At 61.6% G+C, this 21,609-nt stretch carries 22 protein-coding genes; 8 read left to right on the top strand and 14 right to left on the bottom strand.

Features of this window, described 5'->3' with window-relative positions; genetic code table 11:
* The first annotated feature begins 117 nt into the window (after positions 1–117).
* The gene (gene rhlE2 / locus QRN50_RS17780; protein ID WP_003316710.1) at positions 118–2,007 is read left to right on the top strand and encodes an RNA helicase RhlE2; all 1,890 of its coding nucleotides are present in this window, start codon (positions 118–120) and stop codon (positions 2,005–2,007) included.
* Positions 2,008–2,400: 393 nt separating this feature from the next.
* Here the strand turns inward: rhlE2 and QRN50_RS17775 are convergent, their stop codons facing one another.
* From QRN50_RS17775 to QRN50_RS17765, 3 genes are all read right to left on the bottom strand, one after another.
* Positions 2,401–2,979: a YceI family protein gene (locus tag QRN50_RS17775; protein WP_002551707.1), complete on the bottom strand. Its 579-nt coding sequence runs from the start codon at positions 2,977–2,979 to the stop codon at positions 2,401–2,403.
* Positions 2,980–3,006: 27 nt separating this feature from the next.
* On the bottom strand, positions 3,007–3,555 hold the full coding sequence (locus tag QRN50_RS17770) for a cytochrome b (RefSeq protein WP_011266415.1): 549 nt from the start codon (positions 3,553–3,555) through the stop codon (positions 3,007–3,009).
* Between the two features lie 357 nt (positions 3,556–3,912).
* Positions 3,913–5,787: a flavin monoamine oxidase family protein gene (locus QRN50_RS17765; RefSeq protein WP_032655109.1), complete on the bottom strand. Its 1,875-nt coding sequence runs from the start codon at positions 5,785–5,787 to the stop codon at positions 3,913–3,915.
* A 209-nt stretch (positions 5,788–5,996) separates the two neighbouring features.
* Between QRN50_RS17765 and QRN50_RS17760 the strand changes: the two genes are divergently transcribed.
* Positions 5,997–7,403 (top strand): adenosylmethionine--8-amino-7-oxononanoate transaminase, encoded by a 1,407-nt coding sequence (locus QRN50_RS17760; protein WP_003402943.1) that lies wholly within the window; start codon positions 5,997–5,999, stop codon positions 7,401–7,403.
* A 131-nt stretch (positions 7,404–7,534) separates the two neighbouring features.
* Entirely contained in the window at positions 7,535–8,254 is a 720-nt protein-coding gene (locus QRN50_RS17755; protein WP_096127022.1) for a 16S rRNA (uracil(1498)-N(3))-methyltransferase, read from the top strand.
* 106 nt (positions 8,255–8,360) lie between these two features.
* On the opposite strand, the gene trhA is transcribed toward QRN50_RS17755, so the two are convergent.
* On the bottom strand, positions 8,361–8,975 hold the full coding sequence (gene trhA, locus QRN50_RS17750; RefSeq protein ID WP_011266412.1) for a PAQR family membrane homeostasis protein TrhA: 615 nt from the start codon (positions 8,973–8,975) through the stop codon (positions 8,361–8,363).
* Between the two features lie 122 nt (positions 8,976–9,097).
* On the opposite strand from trhA, the gene QRN50_RS17745 reads away from it, so the two are divergent.
* Positions 9,098–10,024 (top strand): LysR family transcriptional regulator, encoded by a 927-nt coding sequence (locus tag QRN50_RS17745; protein WP_024660828.1) that lies wholly within the window; start codon positions 9,098–9,100, stop codon positions 10,022–10,024.
* 159 nt (positions 10,025–10,183) lie between these two features.
* On the opposite strand, the gene madM is transcribed toward QRN50_RS17745, so the two are convergent.
* From madM to mdcA, 9 genes are all read right to left on the bottom strand, one after another.
* Positions 10,184–10,948: a malonate transporter subunit MadM gene (gene madM / locus QRN50_RS17740; RefSeq protein WP_003402947.1), complete on the bottom strand. Its 765-nt coding sequence runs from the start codon at positions 10,946–10,948 to the stop codon at positions 10,184–10,186.
* A gap of 1 nt (position 10,949) precedes the next feature.
* Positions 10,950–11,366, bottom strand: coding sequence for a malonate transporter subunit MadL (gene madL / locus QRN50_RS17735; protein ID WP_003402948.1), 417 nt, complete (start codon positions 11,364–11,366; stop codon positions 10,950–10,952).
* 69 nt (positions 11,367–11,435) lie between these two features.
* Positions 11,436–12,371, bottom strand: coding sequence for a malonate decarboxylase subunit epsilon (gene mdcH / locus QRN50_RS17730; RefSeq protein WP_024660830.1), 936 nt, complete (start codon positions 12,369–12,371; stop codon positions 11,436–11,438).
* Positions 12,368–13,006, bottom strand: coding sequence for a malonate decarboxylase holo-ACP synthase (locus QRN50_RS17725; RefSeq protein WP_024660831.1), 639 nt, complete (start codon positions 13,004–13,006; stop codon positions 12,368–12,370). The genes mdcH and QRN50_RS17725 overlap by 4 nt, the downstream gene beginning before the upstream one ends.
* Positions 13,000–13,800 carry a biotin-independent malonate decarboxylase subunit gamma gene (mdcE, locus tag QRN50_RS17720; protein ID WP_003402951.1) on the bottom strand — a complete coding sequence of 267 codons (801 nt, stop codon included), beginning with the start codon at positions 13,798–13,800 and terminating at the stop codon, positions 13,000–13,002. Before mdcE ends, QRN50_RS17725 begins: the two co-directional genes overlap by 7 nt.
* Positions 13,797–14,648 (bottom strand): biotin-independent malonate decarboxylase subunit beta, encoded by an 852-nt coding sequence (locus tag QRN50_RS17715; RefSeq protein ID WP_024640821.1) that lies wholly within the window; start codon positions 14,646–14,648, stop codon positions 13,797–13,799. The genes mdcE and QRN50_RS17715 overlap by 4 nt, the downstream gene beginning before the upstream one ends.
* Entirely contained in the window at positions 14,641–14,940 is a 300-nt protein-coding gene (locus QRN50_RS17710) for a malonate decarboxylase subunit delta (RefSeq protein ID WP_003346322.1), read from the bottom strand. The genes QRN50_RS17715 and QRN50_RS17710 overlap by 8 nt, the downstream gene beginning before the upstream one ends.
* Before the next feature lies 1 nt (position 14,941).
* On the bottom strand, positions 14,942–15,817 hold the full coding sequence (locus QRN50_RS17705) for a triphosphoribosyl-dephospho-CoA synthase (protein ID WP_096127301.1): 876 nt from the start codon (positions 15,815–15,817) through the stop codon (positions 14,942–14,944).
* Positions 15,817–17,493: a malonate decarboxylase subunit alpha gene (gene mdcA / locus QRN50_RS17700; protein WP_096127302.1), complete on the bottom strand. Its 1,677-nt coding sequence runs from the start codon at positions 17,491–17,493 to the stop codon at positions 15,817–15,819. The genes QRN50_RS17705 and mdcA overlap by 1 nt, the downstream gene beginning before the upstream one ends.
* A 262-nt stretch (positions 17,494–17,755) precedes the next feature.
* Between mdcA and QRN50_RS17695 the strand changes: the two genes are divergently transcribed.
* Positions 17,756–18,151, top strand: coding sequence for a PAAR domain-containing protein (locus tag QRN50_RS17695; protein WP_024660832.1), 396 nt, complete (start codon positions 17,756–17,758; stop codon positions 18,149–18,151).
* A gap of 626 nt (positions 18,152–18,777) precedes the next feature.
* Here QRN50_RS17695 and QRN50_RS17690 read toward each other — a convergent pair.
* Positions 18,778–19,557, bottom strand: coding sequence for a ParA family protein (locus QRN50_RS17690; protein WP_011266403.1), 780 nt, complete (start codon positions 19,555–19,557; stop codon positions 18,778–18,780).
* 309 nt (positions 19,558–19,866) lie between these two features.
* Here QRN50_RS17690 and QRN50_RS17685 point away from each other — a divergent pair, with 309 nt between their 5' ends.
* Genes QRN50_RS17685 through QRN50_RS17675 form a run of 3 tightly spaced genes read left to right on the top strand, consistent with a single transcriptional unit; the run spans position 19,867 to position 21,609 of the window.
* The gene (locus QRN50_RS17685) at positions 19,867–20,586 is read left to right on the top strand and encodes a beta-ketoacyl synthase chain length factor (RefSeq protein ID WP_024641099.1); all 720 of its coding nucleotides are present in this window, start codon (positions 19,867–19,869) and stop codon (positions 20,584–20,586) included.
* A complete protein-coding gene (locus QRN50_RS17680) occupies positions 20,562–21,374 on the top strand; it encodes a lysophospholipid acyltransferase family protein (RefSeq protein WP_003402969.1) in 813 nt (270 codons plus the stop codon). Before QRN50_RS17685 ends, QRN50_RS17680 begins: the two co-directional genes overlap by 25 nt.
* A complete protein-coding gene (locus tag QRN50_RS17675) occupies positions 21,349–21,609 on the top strand; it encodes a phosphopantetheine-binding protein (protein ID WP_003316688.1) in 261 nt (86 codons plus the stop codon). The genes QRN50_RS17680 and QRN50_RS17675 overlap by 26 nt, the downstream gene beginning before the upstream one ends.

The following is a 21,609-nucleotide window of genomic DNA, read 5'->3' as shown; positions in this document are numbered from 1 at the left end:
CGTCACGGAATGCACTGAAGACCCGGCAGGACCGGACGGGATCGCGTTGTCTTTACACGCCATTCGCGCCAGGCAAGACATCCCTTGAGCTTAAGCTCCAACAGAACAGGATTACTCATGTCCTTTGCTTCCCTCGGTCTCTCCGAGGCTTTAGTCCGCGCCATCGAGGCAGCCGGCTATACCCAGCCTACCCCCGTGCAACAGCGGGCCATTCCCGCCGTGTTGCAAGGTCGCGACCTGATGGTTGCGGCACAGACCGGTACTGGTAAAACCGGCGGTTTCGCCCTCCCTATTCTGGAGCGGCTGTTTCCCAATGGTGTTCCGGACAAATCCCAGCGTCACGGCCCGCGTCAACCGCGCGTTCTGGTCCTGACCCCGACCCGCGAACTGGCCGCACAGGTGCACGAGAGCTTCAAGCTCTATGCCCGCGACCTGAAGTTCGTCAGCGCCTGCATCTTCGGCGGCGTCGGCATGAACCCGCAGGTTCAGGCCATGTCCCGTGGTGTGGACGTCCTGGTGGCCTGCCCCGGCCGCCTGCTCGACCTGGCCGGCCAAGGCAGTGTCGACCTCTCCCACGTCGAAATCCTGGTGCTCGATGAAGCAGACCGGATGCTCGACATGGGCTTCGTGCATGACGTCAAGAAGGTCCTCGCGCGGCTGCCGGCCAAGCGTCAGAACCTGCTGTTCTCGGCCACCTTCTCCAATGACATCACGTCGTTGGCTGGCAAGCTGCTGCACAACCCCGAGCGCATCGAAGTCACGCCGCCGAACACCACGGTCGAGCGTATCGAGCAACGGGTTTTCCGCCTGGCAGCCAACCACAAGCGTTCGCTGCTGGCGCACCTGATTACCGTCGGTGCCTGGGAACAGGTGCTGGTCTTCACCCGCACCAAGCACGGCGCCAACCGTCTGGCCGAATACCTGGACAAGCACGGCCTTGCGGCTGTCGCGATCCACGGCAACAAGAGCCAGAACGCCCGTACCAAGGCCCTGGCTGACTTCAAGGCAGGTGATGTACGCATCATGGTCGCGACCGATATCGCCGCACGCGGCCTGGATATCGATCAGTTGCCGCATGTCGTCAACTTCGAGCTGCCCAACGTCGACGAAGACTACGTGCACCGTATCGGTCGTACCGGCCGTGCCGGTCGCTCCGGTGAAGCCATTTCGCTGGTTGCGCCGGACGAAGAGAAGCTGCTCAAAAGCATCGAGCGCATGACCAAGCAGAAGATCGCCGACGGCGACCTGATGGGCTTCGACATCACCGCAGTCGAGGCTGAGAAGCCGGAAGTGCGTGAGCGTCCGGATGTTCGCAACTCGCGTGGCGCACGTCCTGCACGTGGCGATGGCGACAAGAACAACGGTGGTCGTCGCGACAAGGGCAAGGATAAAGGCAAGGAAAAACCTGCCGCTGCATCCGCCACTGGCGAACGCCCTGCAAGGCAGCCACGCGAAAAAAAACCTCGTGAGGGCACGCCTCGCAGCGAACAGCGTGCATCGCAACCCGCCACACCGCGTCCGGCAGCCGATCGTGCACCGGACGAGTTCCGTGACGACGAAGTAGACAACTTCGGCAACCGCGCTGACTACGTCAGTCCTTATCAGGGCAAAGGCCAGAACCGTGGTCGTCGCCCTGCCGCCGCGCCTGGCGCAGCCGCACCGGCCGCTGGCGGCGCAGCTCGCCCGGCCAATCCGGGTCGCCCTGCCGGTGGCGCTCGCAACGGCTCCGGCAGTGGCGCACCAAAGCGCAACGGCTCGGGCTCATCGGCACCACGCTCGCGCGATGGTCAGCCACGTGGCCGTCGCCCGGCACGTGAAGAGCAACCCTTGCCACGTGAAGGTCAGGAGCCGGTCGCACGCGCACCCCGCGACGGCCAGCCTCAGCCGAAGATCGTGCACAAGGAATCCAAGATCGACCGCTTCCCGTCTGCCGAGCAACTGGACCAGTTGCCGAGCCGTCCACGCGGTGAAAAACCGGCCCTGCTGACCCGCAACCGCGACAGCTGACAGCCACGCAACACTAAAAACGCCCCGACTTGCTCGGGGCGTTTTTGTTTGTTGTATCGATGATCGTCGTGCGAGATGATCGCTCCCGCACTCTGCGTATACGTAAATCTGTTTTTGATTCTGGCCGAAGGCCGTAGGAGCGAACTTGTTCGCGAAGGCTTCAGCTCAGACGATGCATTTTCGGTGAATATACAGGCCCTTTCGCGAACAAGTTCGCTCCCACGCCCTGCGGGCAGAAACCTGAAAGCGCCGTCCTCCGAGCTTTTCAGGGCTTGTATATGAAGATAAGCGCTCCGCGTAGTAGCGCAGCCTTGGACGCTCCGCGTTCGATCCTGGGCAGCACCCACAAAAACGCCGACCCAAGGGTCGGCGTTTTGTCGATCAAGCGTGCAATTACTTCTTCTGTACGCCTTCGAAGCTGATGTCCAGATCCAGCGTCTGCGACGTAGGGCCTGGGCCCTTGATGCCGAAGTCGTTCAGGTTCAGCGTCGAAGTACCGTTGAAGCCGGCACGGTAGCCACCCCATGGATCCTTGCCTTCGCCGTTGAAGGTTGCCTTGATGACGATTGGCTTGGTCACGCCGTGCAGGGTCAGGTCGCCAGTGACGTCAGCCGTTTTCTCGCCAGTCGATTTGACTGCGGTGGAAACGAATTTGGCTTCCGGGTATTTGGCAACGTCCAGGAAATCCTTGCTGGAGATGTGCTTGTCGCGCTCAGCGTGGTTGGTGAACAGGCTGGCGGTTTTCAGCTCGACATTGATCTTGCTGGCTTCAGGCTTGGCAGCATCGAAGCTGAACGTGCCGTCCCAGTCCTTGAAGGTACCGTGGATGAAGCTGTAGCCCAGGTGGCTGATCTTGAAGTCAACGAATGCGTGTTGACCTTCCTTGTCGATAACGTAGTCGGCAGCCATGGCCTGGCCAGCAGACAACAATGCGGTACCCAGAGCCAGAGCGGCGAGAGACTTCTTCAACATGCGTTTATTCCCGTTTTGGTTGAACAATCAATTACGACCCAGCATACGCTTGAGGGTCACATCGCGATCGATGAAGTGGTGTTTCAATGCAGCAAGACCATGGAGCCCCGCGAATATCACGATGACCCAGGCCAGATACAGGTGAATCCAGCCAGCCGTTTCTGCCTGATCAGGAAGGCCCGAAACCAGCGCGGGCACATCGAACAGGCCGAATATCGGAATCCCCACGCCGTCGGCGGTGGAGATGAGATACCCGGCGAACATCACGGCAAACAGTGCGACGTACAAAAACAGATGGCCGAATGCGGCACCGATGCGCGTCAACTTACTGTAGCTGGTCAACGGCGGTGGTGGCGGACTGAGCAGGCGCCAGACCACACGGATCAACATGACTGCAAACAACGTGATGCCGATGCTCTTGTGCAGATCAGGGCCCGCCTTGCGCCACGTATCGTAGTAATCCAGCCCGACCATCCACAGCCCCAGCGCAAACATTCCAAACACGACAGCAGCCACACCCCAGTGCAGCACCATGCTGACCAGACCGTAGCGAGAGGATGAATTACGTAGCTGCATTACCAGTACCTTGTCAGAAGTGTTACCAGACTAGCTTTTTATCTATCGAATGAAAGCGCAAAATTTCGCTCGGACGTATCGAACAATACGATAGGTCTGGTGGGCAGCTCGTACTTCGATTCTGTTGCTTTCCCCAACACCTGAACCCCTGTTCAGCGGTGTCAGGCTGTCCTCGCTGCAGCAGCATCCCGATAATTGGCCGCCAGTAACACTTTGCAATGACCATCGGCGTTTCGATGCCGATGAACGGCACGCCGAGGCCCGACAAGGTCAACCCACAGGGATAGAACGAATCGAGCGTGCATAAAAAAAGGGATGCGGTATGAACCGCATCCCTTTCAGTCAGCCATCGGCTGGTCAGTTGTTGGCGTCTGCAGGCGCTGCGTCAGCAGGGGTCTTGGCTGGAGCCGGTTTGCTCTGAGCCTTTTTCGCGGCCTCTTTTTTGGCCGCTTCCTTCTTCGCAGCCTCTTTTTTAGCCGCTTCTTTCCTGGCCGCTTCCTTGCTCTGCACTTTCTTCGCAGGCTCAGCCTTGGTCGCTGGCTTCTTCGCTGGCTCGGCTTTTACCGGCGGTTTGGCAGGCTGAACAACCGGCGCAACCACGGGTGCCGGAGCGGCAGCCGGTGCAGGCGCTGGAGCCGGCTCTACCGCTTTCTCAACCGGAGCAGGTGCCGGCGCCGGTTGCTCACCACCGCCGAATATGCGCGAGAAGAAGCCTGGCTTGTCAGCCTGCGGCTTGGCAGGTTCGGCCGGCTTGTCGGAGGAACCGCCGAACAGATTGCTGAAGAAATTGCCTTCGGATTTCTGCGCAGCCGGGGCCGGAGCTTTCGGCGGCGCAACCTTGACCGGTTCGAACGACTTGCCAGCGGCCAGATCCTGCACCTGACCGGCTGCACGCTGACCACTGCGCAGGGCGCCTTCCAGGGTGCCGGGGTACAAGGTGTCGGTGTGCTCGCCAGCAAAGGCTACGCGCAGAATCGGCCGCTCCCACAGACGCCAGTACTTGCTGATCTGACCGGGGCCGAACGCCAGGTAAGAACCGCCAGTGGAGGGATCGACGCTGTAGCGGCGGATTTCATAGCCGGTGTACGCACCGCGAGCTTCAGGGTAGAACGCATGCAGACGGATCAACACCTGATCGACCATCTGCTTGTCACCGAAGGCCTGCATGATGCGCGCGTTGTCGCCCGACAGGTTGATCACCACGTTGGCGCCACCTTTAAGCGCCGGCTCTACCCACAACATGCCCAGACCGGTGTTACTGAACACTTCACCGGACATGCGCGCCTTGCTGTCCCAGACTGGGGTCTTGAACTTGAGCATGATCTGGTCGCGCCAGCCGTAGTTGGTGCTCTTGATCGCGCCCATGTGCTGCGCGTCCAGTGCAGGCGTCATCTGGATCTTGCCCAGCGAACGCAACGGCACGGCCATGACTGCGTAGTCGGCTGTGTAGCTGGTCGCGCCAGCCTTGACGGTGACCTTGTCCTTTTCCTGAATGACTGCCGTCACCGGCGAGTTGGTCTTGACGGTCTTGAGTTGCTTGACGAACGCCTGGGTCAGCACCGCGCTGCCACCGGGCAGACGTGCAGCACGCAAGTCACGCTCGTCGACCGAGCGATACACCCGCGATTGCTGGGCGAGGTACAGCAGCGACAGGCGCGAAGGCTCGTCGTAGCGGGTACGGATCTGCTGATTGATCAACTGACGCGCCGTGACAGGCAGGTTCAGGCGGTCCAGCCAGTTGGCGACGTTGATCTGGTCCAGCGCAAACAGCGTGCTGTTGGACGCCGGGTTTTCCGGGTCGTCCACCGAACGCGCGAGGTTATCCAGCGTGTCGTTGTAGCGCTTGATGGCTTCGGCGGTCGCCGGCTGTTTGACGGCCAGGTCAGCCTGGGTGAAGTACACCCCGTCGATCAGGTAGCTGGGCGTGCGCACGAATTCAGGCGCAGGCACAGTAGGCAGCTTGAAGCTGTCCAGGTAGCGGTTCAGCACAGGCTGAGCCTTGGTGTTGCCGATCCACTCGCTGGTCGCCAGACCGGAGCGTCCGCCCAGGCTCGGCTTGGCTTCCAGCAGCGTCACCTGCCAGCCTTTGGCCTGCAGTTCATAGGCAGCAGTCAAACCTGCCAGACCACCACCGACGACAATGGCGGTTCGTTGTTTTTCATCGGCGAGCGTCGAAACGCTGACCAACCCTGCCACTATCAGCGCACAGGCGCGCAGCCAACCAGAAAGCATTCGGCGAACTCCAGAAAACATAGGGAAGATAGGGCAAGTCAGCCCGACACATCGACTCGCTGCGCAGGATACGCGAGCCATCAAATAGCCGCCAGCAATGTCCATCGGCCGTTAAAACTGCATCAAAGGTTGTTCCGCAGCCGGGCATTGCATAGGCTTGCGCGATTGTTCGTCCTCGCATCAGGCGAGTCGCTACCCGGAGATTGAAAATGGGCCTCAATGACCAGTGGATGCAACGTGACCTGAAGGTCCTGTGGCACCCCTGCACCCAGATGAAAGACCACGAAAATCTGCCGTTGATACCGATCAAGCGTGGTGAAGGCGTATGGCTTGAAGACTTCGAGGGCAAGCGTTATCTGGACGCTGTCAGCTCCTGGTGGGTCAACGTTTTCGGACACGCCAACCCGCGCATCAATCAGCGCATCAAGGATCAGGTTGACCAGCTGGAGCACGTGATCCTCGCCGGTTTCAGCCATCAGCCGGTGATCGAGCTGTCCGAACGGCTGGTCAAACTCACGCCTGACGGCCTGACCCGCTGCTTCTACGCCGATAACGGCTCGTCGTGCATCGAAGTCGCGCTGAAAATGAGCTTCCACTACTGGCTCAATCGCGGCCAGCCGGACAAGAAACGCTTCGTCACCCTGACCAACAGCTACCACGGCGAGACCATGGCGGCGATGTCAGTCGGTGACGTGCCGCTGTTCACCGAAACCTACAAGGCGCTGCTGCTCGACACCATCAAGGTGCCGAGCCCCGATTGCTACCACCGCCCGGACGGCATGAGCTGGGAAGAGCATTCGCGCAACATGTTCGCCGCCATGGAGCAGACCCTCGCCGAGCACCACGCCAGCGTTGCAGCGGTGATCGTCGAGCCGCTGATCCAGGGCGCGGGCGGCATGCGCATGTATCACCCGATCTACCTCAAGCTGCTGCGCGACGCCTGCGACCGCTATGGCGTACACCTGATCCACGACGAAATCGCTGTCGGTTTCGGCCGTACCGGGACCATGTTCGCCTGCGAACAGGCCGGCATTCGTCCGGACTTCCTGTGCCTGTCCAAGGCGCTGACCGGTGGCTACCTGCCGCTGGCCGCCTGCCTGACCACCGACGATGTGTACGACGCGTTCTACGACGACTACCCGACCCTGCGTGCGTTTCTGCACTCGCACAGTTACACCGGTAACCCGCTGGCCTGTGCGGCGGCGCTGGCGACCCTGGATATCTTCGAGCAGGACAACGTCATCGAGAACAACAAGGCCCTGGCGCAACGCATGGCGACGGCCACTGCGCATCTGGTCGATCACCCGCACGTCGCGGAAGTGCGTCAGACCGGCATGGCCATCGCCATCGAAATGGTTCAGGACAAGGCGACCAAGACCGCCTACCCGTGGCAGGAACGCCGCGGCATGAAGGTCTTCCAGCATGCGCTGGAACGTGGCGCACTGCTGCGCCCGCTGGGCAGTGTGGTGTATTTCCTGCCGCCGTACGTGATTACGCCGGAGCAGATCGACTTCCTCGCCGAGGTAGCCAGCGAAGGCATTGATATCGCGACGCGCAGCAGTGTCAGTGTTGCCGTGCGCGAGAACTTTCATCCGGACTTTCGCGATCCGGGTTAAGGGCTGAAATTGCGGCGTCATGACTGACGCCTTCGCGGACAAGTCCGCTCCTACAGGGGCCTGGCTGCACATGCGGGAGCGAGCCGGGTGACGACACCCTCACAGAATGAACACCGGAACCGAGACACACCATGAGACTGTCGCGCTTTTTTACTGAAACGCCGCTGAGTCTGGGCGAGCATGAACTGCCTGAGGCCCAGGCGCATTACATCAGCCGCGTGCTGCGCATGACCGAAGGTGACGCGCTGCAACTGTTCGACGGGTCGGGCCAGGAGTTTCGCGGCACGTTGCTGGAAGTCGGCAAGAAGCGCGTGCATGTGCAGCTCACCGAAAGCTTCGCGGGGCAGGTGGAGTCAGGCCTGCGCATTCATCTCGGTCAAGGCCTGTCGCGCGGCGAGCGGATGGACTGGGCCATTCAAAAAGCCACCGAGCTGGGCGTCAGCGAAATTACGCCAATTGTCAGCGAACGCTGCGAGGTGCGCCTCAAGGACGAACGTGCCGAGAAGCGCCAGGCGCACTGGCAGCAGATCGCAATTAGCGCCTGTGAGCAATGTGGCCGCTCCGTGGTGCCAGTGATTCATGCGCCGATGCCGCTGGCCGAGTGGATCAAGCACACCGAGGCCGACCTGAAACTGGTCCTGCACCCGGTGGCCGAACCCCTGACCAGCCACGACAAGCCCGCCAGCCTGGCTTTTCTGATTGGTCCGGAAGGCGGTCTGAACGATGCGGAAGTCGCTCAGGCGCAAGAAGCCGGCTTCCACGCCGCACGCCTCGGCCCGCGCGTGCTGCGCACTGAAACCGCTCCCGTGGTCGCGCTCAGCGTGGCGCAGCAGTTGTGGGGCGATTTTTGATCATTTGATGCGTCCTCAAAAGCGCTGCACGCTCAGAGTCAGACACCGGCTCGCTCCCACAAGGATTTGCATTTACACAGCCATTGAGGCCTGAACCTGGCCACTTTCACAGCACATAAAAACAGATCGCCACAAAGTGCATCAAACTGCCGGCAATGACGAACAGGTGCCAGATGCCGTGAAAGTGGCGGATCTGGTCGTAGGCGAAGAACAGGATGCCGACGGTGTACAGCACGCCGCCTCCGGCCAGCCAGATGAAACCCGATACACCGAGCGCAGCCAGCAGTGGCTTGACGGCCACCAGCACGATCCAGCCCATCACCGCGTAAATCACGATGGACATGATTCGCGCTTCGGAGCGCGGTTTTATCTCTTGCAGGATGCCGATCAGCGCCAGCCCCCAGACAATGCCGAACAGGGTCCAGCCCCACGCGCCGCGCAATGTCACGAGACAGAACGGGGTGTAGCTGCCGGCAATCATCAGGTAGATCGAAAAGTGGTCGACCTTCTGCATGATCGATTTCGAGCGTCCCTTGACGCTGTGGTAGACCGTCGAGACGCTGTACAGCGTCACCAGACACACACCATAGATGGCCATGCTGACCACTTTCCAGACATCGCCATGCAGGCTGGCCATGACCAATAGCCAGATCGCACCGACGGCCGCCAGTACGGCGCCAACCAGGTGCGACCAGGCGTTGAATTTTTCTCCGTAGTACATCCGCTTATTGCCCTCGCCTAGAGAAAATACTGATGACAGACGCTCCCGGTTATTGAAACAAAGAGCAACGTATCTGTCATTACAGGGCACAATCAGCGCACCTCAACCATAAGCGCCACGACATGCAGATCGATGACGAACTGACGCTCAAGAAACTGGAAATATTCCTGGCCTTCATGCGCACCGGCAATCTGGCGCGGGCGGCGGAGGAGTTGCAGACCAGTAACGTCAGCGTGCACCGCGCCATTCATTCGCTGGAAAGCGCGCTGCGTTGCCCGTTGTTCAAGCACGAGGGACGCAACCTGACGCCGCTGGAAAGCGCGTATGTGCTGGAAGAACGTGCACAGAAACTGGTCCAGGATGTGCTCGCCACGGTGGAACTGACCCGTCAGGCAGCAGGCTTCTCGGCGGCGCGGTTCAGGCTGGGGGCGTTGTACTCGCTGACCGTCAAGACGGTGCCGCAGCTGATCATGGGCCTGAAGATCCGCCGTAGCGAGCTGAATATCGACCTGATTCTGGGCTCGAACATGGACCTGCTCTACAAGCTCAAGAACATGGAAGTCGATGCGATGCTGGTGTCGCTGGATGAAAGCACCCATGACCCGGACTGCGAGCATCTGGCGCTGTTTTCCGACGACATCTTTCTCGCCGTCCCCACCGACTCACCGTTCGCCGAACACCCTGAAGTGGACCTGAGCGACCTGCGCGAAGCGACGTTCATCACCCTGACCCAAGGCTTCGCCACGCACCGCGATGGGATCCGGGTGTTCCAGCAGGCCGGTTTCGAGCCCAAGGTGGCGATGCAGGTCAATGACATCTTCACCCTGCTGAGCATGGTCAGCTCCGGCGTCGGCTATGCACTGCTGCCGGGAAGAATCGCCGCGGTCTATGAAAACCGCGTGCGCCTGATCCCGTTGCAGAGCCGCTACCGGATGCAGCAACACATCGGCATTGTTTTTCTCAAGTCCAAGCAGCGCGATCCCAACCTGCTCGCGCTGTTGGCCGAGTGCCGGATGTACACCCACCGGCTGCTGGAACAGACCACCTGACCTAGGCTCTGTACGAAAAGTCGGCGAGCGAAGGTCAGGCGAGGCAAAAACAGGCGAGGAACGGACTCTACGTGTTGTAAATGAGCATTCCGATTGGACTCGCATCCGAGCCTGTTTTTAACGAAGCATCACCGAGCGCAGCCACTTTTAGTACAGAGCCTAGCCGACGATGGCGCGCACGATGAAGTACAGCACCGATGGCCCGAGCAGACAGCCGAGACCGGTGTGGAACGTGGCGGTCAGCGCGCCGTAGGGCACCAGACGCCGGTCGGTTGCCGCCAGCCCTGCGGTAACGCCGCTGACAGTCCCCGCCAGACCACCGAAAACCATCGCCGAGCGCGGATTGTCCAGCCCCATCCAGCGCGCCGCCATCGGCGTGCCGACCATCACCAGAATCGCCTTGATCAGGCCGGTGGCAATCGACAGCGCCATTACATCGGAGGTGGCACCCAGCGCAGCACCGGTCACTGGGCCGACAATGTAGGTCACCGCCCCTGCACCGATGGTGGTCATGCTGATTGCATCGCGATAGCCGAACATCCAGGCAATGCTCGCGCCGACGATAAACGGCAGAATCGTGCCCAGTAGCAAGGCGATTACCCCGATCAGCCCGGCCTTGCGCGCTTCGGTGGCCTGCACTTCGAAGGCGGTGGCCACGATGGCAAAGTCACGCAGCATCGCCCCGCCCATCAGGCCGATGCCGGAGAACAGCGTGATATCGGCCAGCCCTTTCTGGCCGCCGGTCAAGGTGCCGCCGACCCAGGCCAGAATCAGCCCGATGACAATCGCAATGGCCGAACCATGCACCCGGCCGAACGTCAGGCGCCTGGAAAGCACTACCGAGACCCACATGATGATGCCGACGAAGGCGAAGGCGGTGATCAGGCCGTTGTGTTCAAGTCCCTTTTCGATGAGGTCCCACATATCAGCGACCTCCGGCCGGGGCGATTTCAGGCGTCAGCAGCGGCTCTTCCTTGGGCAATGGCTCGCCCCGGTTGGTACGGCTGATCAAAGCAATGGTGCAGGCACACAACACCACCGAACCGACGGCGGCCAAAACGGCAACAGGCCCGCCTTTGAGCGCGGTGACGACATTCTGTTGCGCAGCCATCGCCACCACCACCGGGATGTACAGCGCGCCCCAGAAACCCACGCCCATTTCGCAGTCCTTGCTCATGCCGCCGTGTTTTTCCATCCACAGGCGCGCGCAGATCAACAGGATCATGGCGATCCCGACCCCGCCCACATTGGATTTCACGCCCAGCAGAACGCCGAGCATGTCGCCGAGAATCACGCCCGCAAGCGTGCAGATGGCCAGTAGTGCAACACCGTAGATAATCATTGTTGTTATTCCTCTGTTTGCATTGCTGAAGTTGTTGTTTTTGTCCTTCGTAGCAGCTGCACGGCGGCTCTATGGGGTGCGGCGACCCTCCTCGCGCGACAGCGCGACCAGGCTGTCCAGGCGCGCAGCCTGAAAAGCCAGCGCGCTGCCCTGCTGGAATACTTTGCGTGCCAGCCCGGTCAGCACACTGCCGGGCGGCAATTCGATGTGCAGGCGCACGCCCCGCTCCCAGGCGGTTTCCACGGTGCTGCGCCAGTCGATGACCCGGCACATGTTGAAGGCCAGGTCGTCACGCAGCTTCTCGGCACTCAGCACCGGCCGCGCCGTGCTGCCGCTGAGGTAACGTAGCGTGGGTGCCTGCAGCGCGACCCTTGAAAAGGCCTCGGCCAGTTGTTGCGCGGGAGCGTCCAGCAAGGCGCAATGGGACGGCACGCTGACCGCAAGACGCTTGACCGCTGCCGCTCCGGCAGCCTTGGCCAACTGACCGACCTGATGCATCGCCTCGGCACTGCCGGAGATCACCATCTGGTTGTCGGCGTTGATATTGGCGAGAAATACCGGTGTATTCGCGCTGTGTACCTGCCCGATCAGCGCTTCTACCTGCGTCTGGTCCAGGCCGATGAGCGCGGTCATGCCGTAACCCTGCGGCCAGGCGCTTTGCATCAGCTCGCCACGCAACGCGACCAGGCGCACGGCGTCGTCAAAGGCCAGCGCCCCCGAAACCACCGCTGCCGGATAAGCACCGATGGACAGCCCGGCCAGGTAGTCCGGCACACAATCACGCGCCTGCAGCACCCGTGCGCATGCGACGCCAGCGATCAGCAGGCAAAGCTGAACGGCACGCGTGGCTTGCAGTGCCTCGGCGGTGTCCAGCGCCAGCACGTCTTCACCCAGCGCATCGGCGGCTTCCTGCAGGCAGTCGCGCACCACGGCATCGTCCGGTAACTGATGCAGCATGCCGGCTTGCTGCGCGCCCTGACCGGGAAATACCCACAGGCTGCTCATGCGCACACCTGACGCAGGTGCCACGGGTCTGCAACCAGCCGCGCGCCGGTGGCGGTCTTGAGCAGCACCCGCCCCGTTGGCCGCGCCCACTCACGCAGCGCCACGGCACCAGACTCAAGTTGCAGCTGGACGTCGACCCGACAGACCGAGGTTTCCAGCGCTTCGACCAGCTCGGCGGCACAGCGGCGATTCAAGCGTCCGGGGGTGCGCAGAATCAGGTCCAGATCGCTGTCCTGATGCAACGCCGCAATACCGCTGGCCAGCTCGAATCCGGCACTGCCGCCGACGCCCCAGTCCAGCTCCAGCGCCTCCATGACCGGACGGATCTGGCGCAACGCCTGCAACGCCGGCCATTGCTGATGAATCTCGGTCGGGGCGTCGATCAACTGCTCGGGCATGACCCTTCGGCAGACGTCGGCCAACGGCATACTCGCGGCATAGCGCTGCTCCCGACCGCGACCGCGCAAGCCCACCGCCACCTGCCCGGCGGGCATTGCCTGGCGCCGAACCACCACCGGTTGCCCGGCCAGCACGGCCTCGACCGCCCATTGGGGCGCATCGTCCGGCAACGCAGTCAGCGGCATGCCCCACAACAAATCATGGGGCAGCACTGCACCCGTGTTGCTGATCACCATTGCGCCCGCAGCAACTGGCGCACATTGACCGACGCCGCACGGTTGCTCGCGCCGAGGCGGCTGCTCAGATCGACGCCGCGGGCCTGTACGTCCTTGATCGCACTGCTCAGCACGTTGCGCACCTGAACCAGGTCATCCGCAGCGGGCTGTTCGATCTGCTTGACCGTCAGGGTTTCCCACAGCAGGCCGAGGCTGGCGTAGCTGTCAATGTCGTAAGCCATCGGCGGAATGCTGGCGGCGAGCTTTTCCAGATCCTCGACGCTGCGCAGGGTTACGCGGGCTGCCGAGGCCTTGCCCATCGCATGCACCATCACGCCGGGATCACGCAGCGCGATCAATCGATTGGCCTGATAGCCGTGGGCCAGAAATGCGCCGGACATCGCTTTGCCGACCAACAGGCCGATCACCGGATGCCCGGCCAGACGTGCTCGCGCATAACTGTCCACAGCCCCGGCCAGTGCCTGATGGATACCGAGCGCTTCCTCGCGACGCCCGTAGGCCTGGCTCGGGACGTCGACGATGGCAATCAGTGCGCGCTTTTCGGCGCGGTCGCGATCCTGCTCGATAGCCTCGTCCACCGCTTTGGCCAGGCCCCAGCCTTCCAGCAGGCCGACTTCGCCCTGACGCGCCCGGGGAAAGCGGTTGTCGGTATCGGCAATCACGGCCAGAAAGCGCACCGGCTGTTCGCCCAGTACGCCATCCGCCACCTTGAGTGAGGCAGGCAGGCCAGTGACTTCACGGGCACCTGCGCTCAAGGCGTTGAACCAGTTCAAACCCCGTTGTGAATGACTCATGACCGGGCTCCTTGATAGAGGGTGCGCACGCTTTGCGGATCGATTTGCGGTTCAGTGTCGAGGCTGGCCAAGCGTTGCAGGAACAGTGGGTACTGACTGCTGCGATGCGTGTCGGGCACGCCCTGCTTGAGCCAGCCGCTGACCTGCTGGCGCACATCGGCGACATCATCGGCAGCAAAACCATCCACCAGAGCGCTGGCAAAGCGTTGCTCGCCACCGGTCAGGCTCCAGATGAACGGACGGTCGCGGGAGTCGTATTCTTCGATGCCGGCTTCCTGCTCGATCACCTGCGGACCGTTCAGGCCCAGACGTGCTTCCTGAGTCACCAGCAGGTAACTGCACAGCCCTGCGGCGATGGACATCCCGCCAAAGCAGCCGACGCTGCCTGCCAACACACCGATCACCGGCTGGTACTGACGCAGGTCGACTATCGCGGCATGAATTTCGGCAATCGCGGCCAGGCCCAGATTGGCTTCCTGCAAACGCACGCCACCGGTTTCCAGCAGCACGATCGCGGCGGTAGGAATGCCGTTGCGGTTGTCTTCGGCGGCCAGTTCCAGCGCACCGGCCATCTTCGCACCGCCGACTTCGCCCATGCTGCCACCCTGAAAAGAACCTTCGATGGCGGCGATGACCACTGGCCGACCATCGACAGTGCCTTTAGCGACCACCACGCCATCATCCGCCTGAGGCACCACGCCCTGCATGGCCAGCCACGGCGACATGACCCGATCGAACGGACCGAGCAGTTCGCGGAAACTGCCGGCATCCAGCAAGGCACGGGCGCGCTGTCGGGCACCCAGTTCGATGAAACTGTGCTGATTCAGCAACCGTGCGTTATCAGTCATGACCGATCTCCTCGAAGCCTTGCTCCAGGCGCAGACGCACAACGCCGGGCGTCGCGCCGAAGTCATGAATATCGATGCTCAGCGCAGGCGGGGTCTGGCCGTCGAACATGCGTTCGAACAGATGCTGCCAGCGCAGCGCGGCACCGTTGACCGACGTCACCACCTGAATCGACAAGGTGCCCGGCTTACCGGGCTCCAGCAGCACTTCCAGATCACCGGAGCCCACCACACCCACCAGCGCACGGCCCTTGGGCGGCTGTCCGGCAGGAAATTCAAAAGACAGGGTTTCCATTTCAGGCACTCCTCGAAACAAGGCCGAGCGCAGGCTCAAGGCCATCGATGAACAGGCAGCCAGCCAGCAGATCCGCCGCGCCACCGGGCGAAGCATTGAGGGCCAGCAGGTGCTGATCCAGCGCGTTCAGTGCACGGCGGCCGGCCAGACTGGCGCTGCCTCCAGCGTCCAGCACGCGCTGCGCGCCTTGCTGCATGGCATTCAGCCCTTCGATGCCGGCGCGATGCAGCACGCAGGTGTCGTCCAGCGTAGTCATGATCGCCAACAGCGCGTCCAGCCGGGCGTTCTGCTCGCCGCTGCCTGCCGCACGGCTACGTTGCAGTTGCGGCAAGGCGAACAGCCTGACCGCCGGGAACCCTTGCTGCGCCTGCTCCCTGGCACCCATGACGCCGTAACGACGAACCACCTGATCACCGTGGCTGTTCTGCGTGAGCACCTGGCGGTCCTTGATCCGTGCCAGAGCGGCAGCGCGCGCGCAGACGGCTTCGGGCGCACACTCCTGAGCATCCAGCGCGGCAGCGGTCACCAGCAGGCCCAGCGCCCAGATCGCGCCGCGATGCGTATTCACCCCGCTGGTGGTGCGCAGCATCGTGGCTTCGCCTTCACGGCCCAGCCTGCCCAGTGCCTCACGCAATGGCTGACCCACGACACCGAACTGCGTGGCGGCGTCAGCCATCCACTTGAAGGTCGGCCACAACGACAGCGCCGAGGAATGCATCAGCCCCAGATGCAGATCGGTGTGCGCACCGCTGCCACGCCGGTCTACCAGAGCCGGTTTGGGTGACAGGTCGGCTTCGTCGATCAAGGCGTCGACCGCCAGATCGGCCAGTCGCTCGGCCAGCGAAGCAGGGTGCGGTGTCCATTGAAGTGCGCTCATTACCAGCTCCTGAATTTGGCAGGCGGGTTGTAGAGGCCACCGGACCACTGAACCAGGTCGGCAATGCTCTTGGCGGCCAGCAGTTCACGGCTGGCATCGGTGCGGCGGATCCCGAGGTCTTCGGGCAACGCGATCAGCCCTTCACGGCGCATGCGCGCGGTGTCCTTGGGGTTGTGGCGCAAACCGATCACGGTCACGCCGGCCACCGCCGCGATCATCGCCTGGCGTTCCTCAAGGCTGCGCGCCTTGTAAAGATAGGCGATGCCTTCTTCGGTCAGCAGGTGGGTCACGTCGTCGCCGTAGATCATGATCGGCGCCAGCGGCATGCCGCTTTTCTTCGCTACCTCGACGGCGTCCAGGGTTTCGACGAAGGTCGGTTTGCCACCCTCCTGGAACGTCTCGACCATCTGCACCACCAGTTTCTTGCCGCGCTCCAGGTAGGCAGCCGGGCCGTCATCGTGCTGCTGACGCATGTCGAGCCAGGCGGGCGTGGCATGACGCCGGCCGCGTGGGTCATGGCCCATGTTCGGCGCGCCACCAAAGCCGGCCAGACGACCACGGGTGACTGTCGAGGAATGCCCGTCGCCATCGACCTGCAAGGTTGCACCGATGAACAGGTCCACCGCGTACTGCCCGGCCAGTTGGCAGAGCTGGCGGTTGGAACGCAGCGAGCCGTCGCGTCCGGTGAAGAACACGTCCGGGCGGGCGGCGATGTAATTTTCCATGCCCAGCTCGGTGCCGAAACAATGCACGCTCTCGACCCAGCCGCTTTCGATGGCCGGGATCAGCGTCGGGTGCGGATTGAGTGTCCAGTTGCGGCAGATCTTGCCCTTCAGGCCCAGCGACTCGCCGTAGGTCGGCAGAATCAGCTCAATGGCGGCGGTATTGAAACCGATGCCGTGGTTCAACGACTGGACGTTGTGTTTCTCGTAGATGCCGCGAATCGCCATCATCGCCATCAACACATGCACCGGCTTGATATGGCGCGGGTCGCGGGTGAACAGCGGTTCGATATAGAACGGCTTGTCGGCGACCACCACAAAGTCGACCCACGAGGCCGGGATGTCCACGCGTGGCAGCTCGCTGACGTCATCGACCAGTTGATTGACCTGGACAATGACGATGCCGTCGCTGAATGCCGCCGGTTCGATGAGTGCGGGGGTGTCTTCGGTGCTGGGTCCGGTGTAGATGTTCCCGGCGCGGTCGGCCATGAAGCCTGCCGCCAGCACCACGTTGGGGATCAGGTCCACCACCAGCCGTGAATAGAGTTCGATGTAGGTGTGGATCGCACCGATTTCCAGCAGGCCGTCTTCCAGCAACTGACTGATGCGCAAGCTTTGCGTACCGGCGAACGAGAAGTCCAGCTTGCGCGCAATGCCCTGCTCGAACAGGTCCAGGTGCTCGGCGCGGCCGACGCTCGGCATGATCATGTGCAGGTCATGCACCTTGCCCGGATCGACTTTGGCCAGCGCGCGGGAGAGGAAGTCCGCCTGCTTCTGGTTGTTGCCTTCAAGCACCACACGATCACCGGAAACCAGCAAGGCCTCCAGCGCCGCGACGATGTTGTCGGTCGGCAACACCACACCGTCGGCCAACGCCCGCACTTGCTCCAGACGCCGCTGCTTCTCGCTGCGACGACGTGTCCAGCGTGCGTCGGGGAAAGTTGTTGTTGTCATGATCGCTCCACGATTTTGCTGTCGTCGGCCACCTTAAGAGCGATGGCGGTCGGGCATCAATCAAGCAACGCGTCGAATCATTACGGCTGGAGTAACGATAGAGGAACGGGCGTTTCGCCAAGCGCGTCATTGCGCGTGCAACAGGCTCGAAACGCCCGGCTGGTAATTGCGTAGGACCGGTCTTTAAAGGGCCAGGGGAGCTATCGGAATCCGTGTTTGCGCCTAGCCTTGAGGTTTTCCGTAACCCAGAGGCAGTAGCGCCATGTCATTTATAGTCAGGGAAGGCGATCTCACCACCACCGGCGGCTTCGTGCTGGCCGCATCGGCAAGCGAAGTCATCGAGCGGCGTCGTGTAGCGCGCATGGGAGACCCGGTGTGGTGCCCGGCCTGCAAGGAGATTGGCTTCATCGCCCAGGGCAACCCCACCTACATCGACGAACTCGTGGCGGTCGCCACGCAGGGTCATGAGGTGCAGTGTGGCTGCGCAACCGGCAGCAATACGCTGACCACCTCGCAGGAGCATGTCCGGGCAGACATGGACGCGACCATCACCATCCCCGAAGAACTGGCCAACACTGCCCGCCACAATGCCGAACACCTGGCCCGTTCGATGAAGGACGGCAGCTTCACGCCTGATGTATTGAGGCCGCTGACGTAGCGAGAGTTGCGCGGTAGAACGCCCGTCAAAGGGCTTAGGAGCGAACCGGGAGTTTGCGGTGCCCTGTAGGAGCGGACTTGTCCGCGAAGAGGGCGTCATAGTCGATGGATTTTATGCGTCAGGAATATAGCCTTCGCGAACAAGGCGGATCGCCGCCCCGGTCGCTCCTGCGGGTGTTTGCGGTGCCCTGTAGGAGCGGACTTGTCCGCGAAGAGGGCGTCACAGTCGATGGATTTTCTGCGTCAGGAATATAGCCTTCGCGAACAAGTTCGCTCCTACGGCCTTCGGCCAGAATCAAGAGCGGACTTCTGCATGACGAGCCTTCGCGAACAAGGCGGATCGCTGACCCGATCGCTCCTACGGGAGTTTGCGGTGTCCTGTAGGAGCGGACTTGTCCGCGAAGAGGGCGTCATAGTCGATGGATTTTCTGCGTCAGGAATATAGCCTTCGCGAACAAGGCGGATCGCCGCCCCGGTCGCTCCTACGGCCTTCGGCCAGAATCCAGAGCGGACTTCTGCATGACGAGCCTTCGCGAACAAGGCGGATCGCCGCCCCGGTCGCTCCTGCGGCCTTCGGCCAGAATCAAGAGCGGACTTGCGTATGACGATTGCTCTCGCGGTGGCCCATCACGGATGGGCGTTGGTCTCGAGCAGGTGATGCAGTTCCATGAACTGCTGGGTCAGTTTGTGCCGTGGGTCGAGGTGGATCAGCGGCAGGTTGGCCTGATGCGACTCGCGCATTTTTACCGAGGCGTTGAGGTAGACCGGCAGCACCGGCAAGCCTTCGGCAATCAGTTCGTCGAGCATCTGCTGCGGCAGGCTGGCCCTGGGCTGGAACTGGTTGACGATGATGCCTTCCACCTGAAGACCTTCGTTGTGGTCCTCTTTCAGTTCCTCGATCTCGCGCATCAGCCCGTACAGCGCCTGTCGCGAGAAACTGTCGCAGTCGAAAGGGATCAGTACCCGATCGGACGCGATCAACGCCGAAACTGCATAAAAATTCAGCGCGGGAGGCGTATCCAGATAAATACGCTCGTAATCTTCGCTCAACTCGTCGAGCAGTTTGCGCAGCTTGTTGATCTTGTGCTTGGCCTCAAGCTTGGGCTGCAGGTCAGCAAGCTCTGCAGTCGCCGTGACCACATGCAGGTTGTCGAACGGTGTTTCGTAGATATCGACATGGTTCTTCTTGGCGACCGGTGAGCCGGACAGCGTGTTCTTGAAGAACTCGGCGATCCCCATCGGGATGTCCTGGCCGGTGAGGCCGGTGAGGTACTGAGTCGAATTGGCCTGGGCATCGAGATCGATCAATAACGTCCGATAGCCTTCGTGAGCGCTGACTGCAGCCAGATTGCAGGCGATGCTCGATTTGCCGACACCGCCCTTCTGATTGAATACCACGCGACGCATGCTTTGGATTCCTTGAAAGATGAAGAAACAGCAGCAGTGGCCGATAACGACCGTAAGAGGAGGTCGAGTCTAGACAGCGCATATGACAACGGTGAGCTTAACGCAAAAACAGTTGTCAGCCGGTTGTCATACAGAAAAACGACTTCAACCTTAAAATACACGCCTGTAAACGGTTTTTATGTAACAAATTTGCTAGTAATGAGCCCCATCGGGATAATGCGCGCACTCGGTCAATTACCGCACCCAGGCTGATATCGACCTGATATCGATGTAGCGAGAAACAAGCCCGCAGGGGCGGGAAGAGAAGCCTTGATCACCTTCAACATTGCACGATGGCAAGCCTGGGCGCCGGGCCTGGCGAGCGCGGAAGACTGGCAGCGGTGGAGCCTCGATCCGACGTTGCTGGAAACCAGTGACGCAGCGCCAGACGTGTCTTTTCTTCCTGCGATGCAACGCCGCCGCCTGGGCCGTATGGCAAGAATGGCGTTTGCTGTCGGCTGGCCGTTGACTGAAGGGCTGGGGCGCGTCCCGCTGGTGTTTGTCTCGCGCCACGGAGAAACCCCGAGGACCTTTGAAATCCTGCGTGATCTGGCCGCCAGCGAGCCGCTTTCACCGACCCAGTTCAGCCTTTCAGTGCATAACGCCGTCATTGGTCTGTGGTCGATCATGCGCGGTGAAACAAGTGAGATGACAGCCCTGGCCGCCACAGGCGACGGGCTGGAGTATGGAGCATTCGAGGCCGCAGCATTGCTGGCCGAGGGAGCAGAAGCAGTATTGCTTGTGGTGACTGAAGAACAGCCGCCGCAAGCCTATGCCCAATGGATTGATGACGTGCCCTTTCCCTACGCGGTCGGCTTGCTGCTGACGCCGGGGAATGAGTGGCAGCTGTCTCTGAACACCGATACGCAAGGCACAACGCGCACTCAGTGGCCTCACGCCCTGAACCTGCTGCGGGCCTTGCACACTGATCAATCCGTCTGCCTGCACCCTTGGAATAACCGGTTATGGAACTGGCAACGCAGTCACTGAAAAAAGGTCGGGACGCCTATTACTGGCGTCTGTTGGCAACAGGCATCAGCTTTGCCCTGTTCGGGTTGAGCGGTTTGTGTCTGCGGTTGTTCGTTTTTCCAGTATTGGGTTGCCTGCCTGGCAATGTGGCCAGCCATCAACGCCGCGCGCGGCGGACCATCAGCCGCCTGTTCTGGCTGTTCATCCGCATCATGGCGCGCATGCGGGTGCTGACCTATGACGTGCAAGGCGCCGAAAAGCTTGGCCGCCCCGGACAGATGATCATCGCCAACCACCCGTCACTGATCGATGTGGTGTTCCTGATCGGGCTGGTGCGGGACGCCAACTGCGTCGTCAAACGCAGCCTGTGGGAGAACCCGTTCACCCGCGGCCCTGTGCGCGCCACCGGTTACATCAGCAACGATGGCAGCATGGACATGCTCGACGCCGCCGTAGAGCGCCTGCAAAGCGGCCAGACACTGATCATCTTCCCGGAAGGCACGCGCACCCAGCCAGGTCAGCCGCCGGTCTTTCACCGCGGCGCGGCCGCCATTGCGCTGCGTGGCGCGAGCGTCATCACCCCGGTGACGATCAAGGTCCAGCCGACCACCCTGACCAAGGCCGAGCCCTGGTATCGCATTCCGCAACGCCGCGTGCACTTCACTTTGCGCGTCGGTGCCGATATAGACCCAACCGCCTTCAGTGCGCTAGGCCCACCGCCCCTGGCGTCCCGCAAGCTCAACGATTACCTGCATGACTATTTCACCAAGGAGCTCGCCTCAGATGAGCGATCTGCACCAGGACATTAAATTGTTGATCATCGATGCCCTGGGCCTCGAAGACATCACCCCGGAAGATATCGGCAACGATATGACGCTGTTTGGCGAAGGACTGGGACTGGACTCGGTGGATGCACTCGAATTGGGCCTGGCCATCCAGAAGCGTTATGGCATCAGGATCGATGCCGATGCAAAGGACACCCGTAACCATTTCGCCAGCGTCGACAGCCTTGCGGCCTTCGTCAGCGCCAGACAACCGGCCTGA

The sequence above is a fragment of the Pseudomonas sp. MEJ108 genome, assembly GCF_030208985.1.
Lineage (GTDB): Bacteria > Pseudomonadota > Gammaproteobacteria > Pseudomonadales > Pseudomonadaceae > Aquipseudomonas > Aquipseudomonas fragariae.
The sequence above is the reverse complement of the archived record's forward strand: the minus strand, read 5'-3'. Positions and strand labels throughout refer to the sequence as shown.

Bases quoted from the DNA above. Each gene is read 5' to 3' on its own strand.
- rhlE2 (WP_003316710.1), top strand. From the start codon at position 118: ATGTCCTTTGCTTCCCTCGGTCTCTCCGAGGCTTTAGTCCGCGCCATC.
- QRN50_RS17775 (WP_002551707.1), bottom strand. From the start codon at position 2,979: ATGTTGAAGAAGTCTCTCGCCGCTCTGGCTCTGGGTACCGCATTGTTG.
- QRN50_RS17770 (WP_011266415.1), bottom strand. From the start codon at position 3,555: ATGCAGCTACGTAATTCATCCTCTCGCTACGGTCTGGTCAGCATGGTG.
- QRN50_RS17765 (WP_032655109.1), bottom strand. From the start codon at position 5,787: ATGCTTTCTGGTTGGCTGCGCGCCTGTGCGCTGATAGTGGCAGGGTTG.
- QRN50_RS17760 (WP_003402943.1), top strand. From the start codon at position 5,997: ATGGGCCTCAATGACCAGTGGATGCAACGTGACCTGAAGGTCCTGTGG.
- QRN50_RS17755 (WP_096127022.1), top strand. From the start codon at position 7,535: ATGAGACTGTCGCGCTTTTTTACTGAAACGCCGCTGAGTCTGGGCGAG.
- trhA (WP_011266412.1), bottom strand. From the start codon at position 8,975: ATGTACTACGGAGAAAAATTCAACGCCTGGTCGCACCTGGTTGGCGCC.
- QRN50_RS17745 (WP_024660828.1), top strand. From the start codon at position 9,098: ATGCAGATCGATGACGAACTGACGCTCAAGAAACTGGAAATATTCCTG.
- madM (WP_003402947.1), bottom strand. From the start codon at position 10,948: ATGTGGGACCTCATCGAAAAGGGACTTGAACACAACGGCCTGATCACC.
- madL (WP_003402948.1), bottom strand. From the start codon at position 11,366: ATGATTATCTACGGTGTTGCACTACTGGCCATCTGCACGCTTGCGGGC.
- mdcH (WP_024660830.1), bottom strand. From the start codon at position 12,371: ATGAGCAGCCTGTGGGTATTTCCCGGTCAGGGCGCGCAGCAAGCCGGC.
- QRN50_RS17725 (WP_024660831.1), bottom strand. From the start codon at position 13,006: ATGGTGATCAGCAACACGGGTGCAGTGCTGCCCCATGATTTGTTGTGG.
- mdcE (WP_003402951.1), bottom strand. From the start codon at position 13,800: ATGAGTCATTCACAACGGGGTTTGAACTGGTTCAACGCCTTGAGCGCA.
- QRN50_RS17715 (WP_024640821.1), bottom strand. From the start codon at position 14,648: ATGACTGATAACGCACGGTTGCTGAATCAGCACAGTTTCATCGAACTG.
- QRN50_RS17710 (WP_003346322.1), bottom strand. From the start codon at position 14,940: ATGGAAACCCTGTCTTTTGAATTTCCTGCCGGACAGCCGCCCAAGGGC.
- QRN50_RS17705 (WP_096127301.1), bottom strand. From the start codon at position 15,817: ATGAGCGCACTTCAATGGACACCGCACCCTGCTTCGCTGGCCGAGCGA.
- mdcA (WP_096127302.1), bottom strand. From the start codon at position 17,493: ATGACAACAACAACTTTCCCCGACGCACGCTGGACACGTCGTCGCAGC.
- QRN50_RS17695 (WP_024660832.1), top strand. From the start codon at position 17,756: ATGTCATTTATAGTCAGGGAAGGCGATCTCACCACCACCGGCGGCTTC.
- QRN50_RS17690 (WP_011266403.1), bottom strand. From the start codon at position 19,557: ATGCGTCGCGTGGTATTCAATCAGAAGGGCGGTGTCGGCAAATCGAGC.
- QRN50_RS17680 (WP_003402969.1), top strand. From the start codon at position 20,562: ATGGAACTGGCAACGCAGTCACTGAAAAAAGGTCGGGACGCCTATTAC.
- QRN50_RS17675 (WP_003316688.1), top strand. From the start codon at position 21,349: ATGAGCGATCTGCACCAGGACATTAAATTGTTGATCATCGATGCCCTG.